The following is a 4,093-nucleotide window of genomic DNA, read 5'->3' as shown; positions in this document are numbered from 1 at the left end:
ACCCCATTGGTGATAAATGTTGTAAGTATTCATCTGGGATAATTACGCCCTCTGACTTCAACAAATTAACCGCATTCTCCAAATACACCGTATTCCAAAGCACAATCGCCGCCACAGCCAAATTCAAACCGCTCGCACGTATTGATTGATCTTCAAACGAACGGTCACGCACTTCACCCAAACGATGAAAGAAGACCGCTCTCGACAACGAGTTTTTCAATTCCCCCTTGTTAAGTTCGCTAGTAGCTTTACGTCGCAACTGAATTAAAGCTTTTAGGACCAGCTGCCTTAAATCGCTGACCATCGCTTGAAGAAGTTTTACCATCACCCCAATAGGCAGAAAATGGAATTTTGGTATGAAAATTAATTATCTCTGCTAGAGCCTTTGAGTATGTTTCATCTCGAATATACCAGTCATCAACCCACGCTAATCGCTCGAAAGTTAAATCGGGTGAAGGTAATGCCTCAGCCATTTTCACCAAACCTAAATTAATCGCGTCAGCTAAAATATTACTGAGTAAAATAATTTTATCTGTAGCAACCTCCCCCGTTTGTAGATGAGTAAAATGTTTAGTAAAACCAGTCCAGGAATCAACTTCGATAAGTAAATCTGTCAGCTTAATTCGCGGTAATAAATTATAAATCCGGTCGCCAAACTGAGTAGCACCGTCAGGCATATTACTAATCACTGGACTGATAACTAATTTTTCATTTTCAATGACAACACCAGGTAGTTTATTTTTTGTAAGTAAGTCAGAAACCTGAGCAAATTGTTCAAGCAATAATTCTTGGCGTTGTTTAATATAAGTCGTAAAATCAGTTGTAATTGCCACTGGTATTTCATTATTATCATGGAGAATCTGCCATTGATCTTGGGGGAGAAGATAATCCTCAAAATCCTGATACTGTCGAGAACCTACAACCGAAATGTCCCCTGAACGCAAACAGTCTCGGAGTTCACTTAAGACACACATTTCGTAATAATGGCGGTCAATTTTACCATTATTAAAGACATATTTTGACCATCGGGGTTTGACAAAATCAACTGGTGCATCATCCGGTATATTACGGCGATTAGTATCATTTAGTTCTTTGATTACATTTAACGCTTCAACAATCGGCAAGGCTGGATTGCTAGCTTTAAACTCAAAGGCTGAGAGTAATGTTGGTGTATATCTACGTAATTGGGAATAACGTCTGTCGAGCAAATCAAAATAATCAAAATCCGCAGGACGTGCTAATTTTCCAGCTTCTTCAACACTTTTGAGAAAATTATCCCAACTTAGCACCGATTCAATCGCAGCATAGGCATCTCCTTCTCCCTCTCTGGCGTTAATTAGAGCATCTCCTATATCAGCATAGAGCCTGACTTTCTCATTAATAGCTTTTCCATCGTGTTGAAAATTCTGGTTACGTTGATTTTCACTGCGGCGGAACAATTTACCTATCATCTTGTCGTGCATTGAGATTGCAGTGTCAACAAATATGGCAGATGTTTCTAACAGAAAAGCAACCAAAGTAGCATATCTTCTGAGTTCATCTAATCGAGCAATGTGTGCAGGTGTCGTTTTCACTCCAATTCGGGTTAACTGCACCAACCGATTATGGTGTACTTTAGTTAAACATGACCTATCTAAATTTAAATCACGAATAAATTCAAACTTATCTAATATTTTTAAAAAGTTCTTAGGATTAGCTACTCCTGGCGGTTGGCGCAACCAAACTAATGGAGTACGGTTTTTTTCAAGATTTATCACCAACAAACCATCAAGTTCTTTCTTTTGAAGAGTTGTTAAATGCTGAGTTAGCAATAAATAAAATTGGGTTTGAGCGCGTCGTCGTGTTTCCCAAGCAAGCCTTTCAACTGTAGACATTGCGGGAATTATTATTTTAGTCCGACGCATTTCTGCAATCAGTGCTTCGATTAAAGCAATTCCCTTATCTGTATTAAAAGCCAGTTTCATCAACCATTTAGAGAGTCTCTTGTAGTGAGACATACTCATAGAGTCATACCCTAAAACTTTCTGAAGTTCTGCTAAATGCTCCCGGCGAGTGGTATCTCGTACCGCATAGTTTTTGAAAAACTTCGGCTTAACTGACAATTGCTCGGCAACATAGGATAAAATTGAGTGAGGTACTTTTTCTCCTAATTCCCATACGCGACCTGGAAACCGCAAATAACATAATTGCACCGCAATTCCTAAACGATTATGTACGCGACGGCGACTGTTTATAACTTTTAAATCATCAGTGTTAAAAGTGTAGTATCGGACAATATCTCTCTCCGTAATATCTATAGGTATTTGAGTAAATTGAATTCGTTGTATATCAGATAATAATTCGCGGGTAGCCAAGTTTTAGACCATCTAATTTAATTAAAGTGGATGCCGGAAATCGAGCATATTTAGTATGAAAATATTTTGCTGTTAAACATATAATTTTTACGTCTGCTTATAGGATTCTCCACAATAAGGGCAGAATTTAAATTTGAGCGACATGATTGGTTCATTGCAACTTCCACATCGGTCGCGTAAAGTTGTACCGCAAGCGAAGCAATATTTTGACCGTAACGAAGTCCACATAGGGTCAAGTGTTGTGCCAGGTGTCCAACACTTGGGGCAAAATTTCAACGCACCTGTTGCCTCAATAGGTGTTTGTTTGACGACAGCATCAAGATATTCCTGGGGTATGCCCAATGCCGCCGCTAACCCAGATTTACCTTTTTGGCTAAGTCGAGATGTGCCACCAGATTCAATTTTACGTATGGTTTGGACATGTATACCCGCTTTTATACTTAATTCCAGCTGCGTTAAACGATTGGAATCACGGACACGTTGAATATACCGTCCCAACGGTTCAGACGGGTTTGGAGCCACATCTACGAGAGATACATCCATAAAAGTATTATTATTTTTGTAGCACTTAATATTAAATTAAGATGTGTACAAAATTTCAATAATTTAAATTTTTGTCTTAATTGTGACTATTACTTTAGCTGCGTTAACAACCCAGTTTTTAGATCGTCCAGGACTGACAAACTCAACGATTCGTACTTATGAGTATGTTTTGATACCTCTGCTCCAACTTTATGGACGTTGGTCGATTGAAATTGTTGACTATGAAATTTTGGTTGAATATTTATCAGGGGTGTCTCAAGTAAAATTTACAACTCACCATAAATATCAAGCAGTAATTACCGCATTATTTAACTTTGCTGTGGAGCAGGGCTATATCAAATCAAATCCTCTAGCTAGATATCCTAGATGCAAACCTCAACTAGAGAAAGGGGAACATAATTCTGACGAAGAAGTGCGTTATCTTACACCAGCACAATTAAATCTTCTCTACCAAACTATTAAACCAGATGCTCGAATGTCTGCGTTGATACATTTGTTGCACAGCACGGGGGCTAGAATCGCGGAAATATTGACGTTAGATTTAGACGATGTAGATATTCAAAATCGTAAGTTTCAGGTAATTGGTAAGCGAAATAAGCAACGATGGTGTTTTTACAGCGAAAGTGCTGCACAAAGTCTAAATAACTACCTCAAATATTACAGGCATCCGTGCGTGTCGGCATTGTTTACAGCCCAACAACCCTTTAGCCTCAAAGTATCTCGTCTATCTTACGCAACAGCTTATAAGTCCCTACTTGAGGTAATTAAGGGCGTAAACGAATTAGAAGGAATTCGTTTCCATGATTTGAGACATACCTTTGGTACTGAAAGGGTCGGTTTGATGGGTATCGACGAACTACGTGCATTGATGGGTCATGAGACGATTCAAATGACTTTGCGATATTCAAAAGTTACTTCTCGGCGTGCGGAAGAAGTAGCACAACGAGCCTTTGAGAAAATCCCCAATTATGAGCAGTAAGTAAATATCAGTTTTGGCTAAAAATAAATATGGTTTTGCTAGTAATAGCAATGTAAACTTTACAGTTTAAGAGAATTAATATTTCTCTTGAACTGTTAACTGAGGGATAAAACAAAAAATGAGTTTCAGCAATGGCTGAAACCTAAGCCTCACAATGGTTATAGCGTTTGCATTAATTCCTTAGCGTACAATTTTCCCGTTTTGGCACAGTCCTGCC

Annotated in this window: 2 protein-coding genes and 1 pseudogene; 1 reads left to right on the top strand and 2 read right to left on the bottom strand. The window is 38.6% G+C overall.

Annotated features, from left to right (window positions below):
• Both VB693_RS28875 and VB693_RS28870 read right to left on the bottom strand, forming a co-directional pair.
• Nucleotides 1-2,354: pseudogene (locus tag VB693_RS28875) on the bottom strand (Tn3 family transposase); the annotation flags it as partial.
• Nucleotides 2,355-2,441: 87 nt separating this feature from the next.
• Nucleotides 2,442-2,897: a double zinc ribbon domain-containing protein gene (locus tag VB693_RS28870; RefSeq protein ID WP_323269269.1), complete on the bottom strand. Its 456-nt coding sequence runs from the start codon at nt 2,895-2,897 to the stop codon at nt 2,442-2,444.
• An 82-nt stretch (nt 2,898-2,979) separates the two neighbouring features.
• Here VB693_RS28870 and VB693_RS28865 point away from each other — a divergent pair, with 82 nt between their 5' ends.
• Nucleotides 2,980-3,876 (top strand): tyrosine-type recombinase/integrase, encoded by an 897-nt coding sequence (locus VB693_RS28865; RefSeq protein WP_323269268.1) that lies wholly within the window; start codon nt 2,980-2,982, stop codon nt 3,874-3,876.
• Nucleotides 3,877-4,093: the final 217 nt, after the last annotated feature.

The organism is Anabaena sp. UHCC 0399 (assembly GCF_034931465.1).
Lineage (GTDB): Bacteria > Cyanobacteriota > Cyanobacteriia > Cyanobacteriales > Nostocaceae > Trichormus > Trichormus minutissimus.
Note: the sequence above shows the minus strand (reverse complement) of the source record. Positions and strands in the feature narration are given on the sequence as shown.

Coding starts and splice junctions, on each gene's coding strand:
- VB693_RS28870 (WP_323269269.1), bottom strand. CDS start 2,897: ATGGATGTATCTCTCGTAGATGTGGCTCCAAACCCGTCTGAACCGTTG.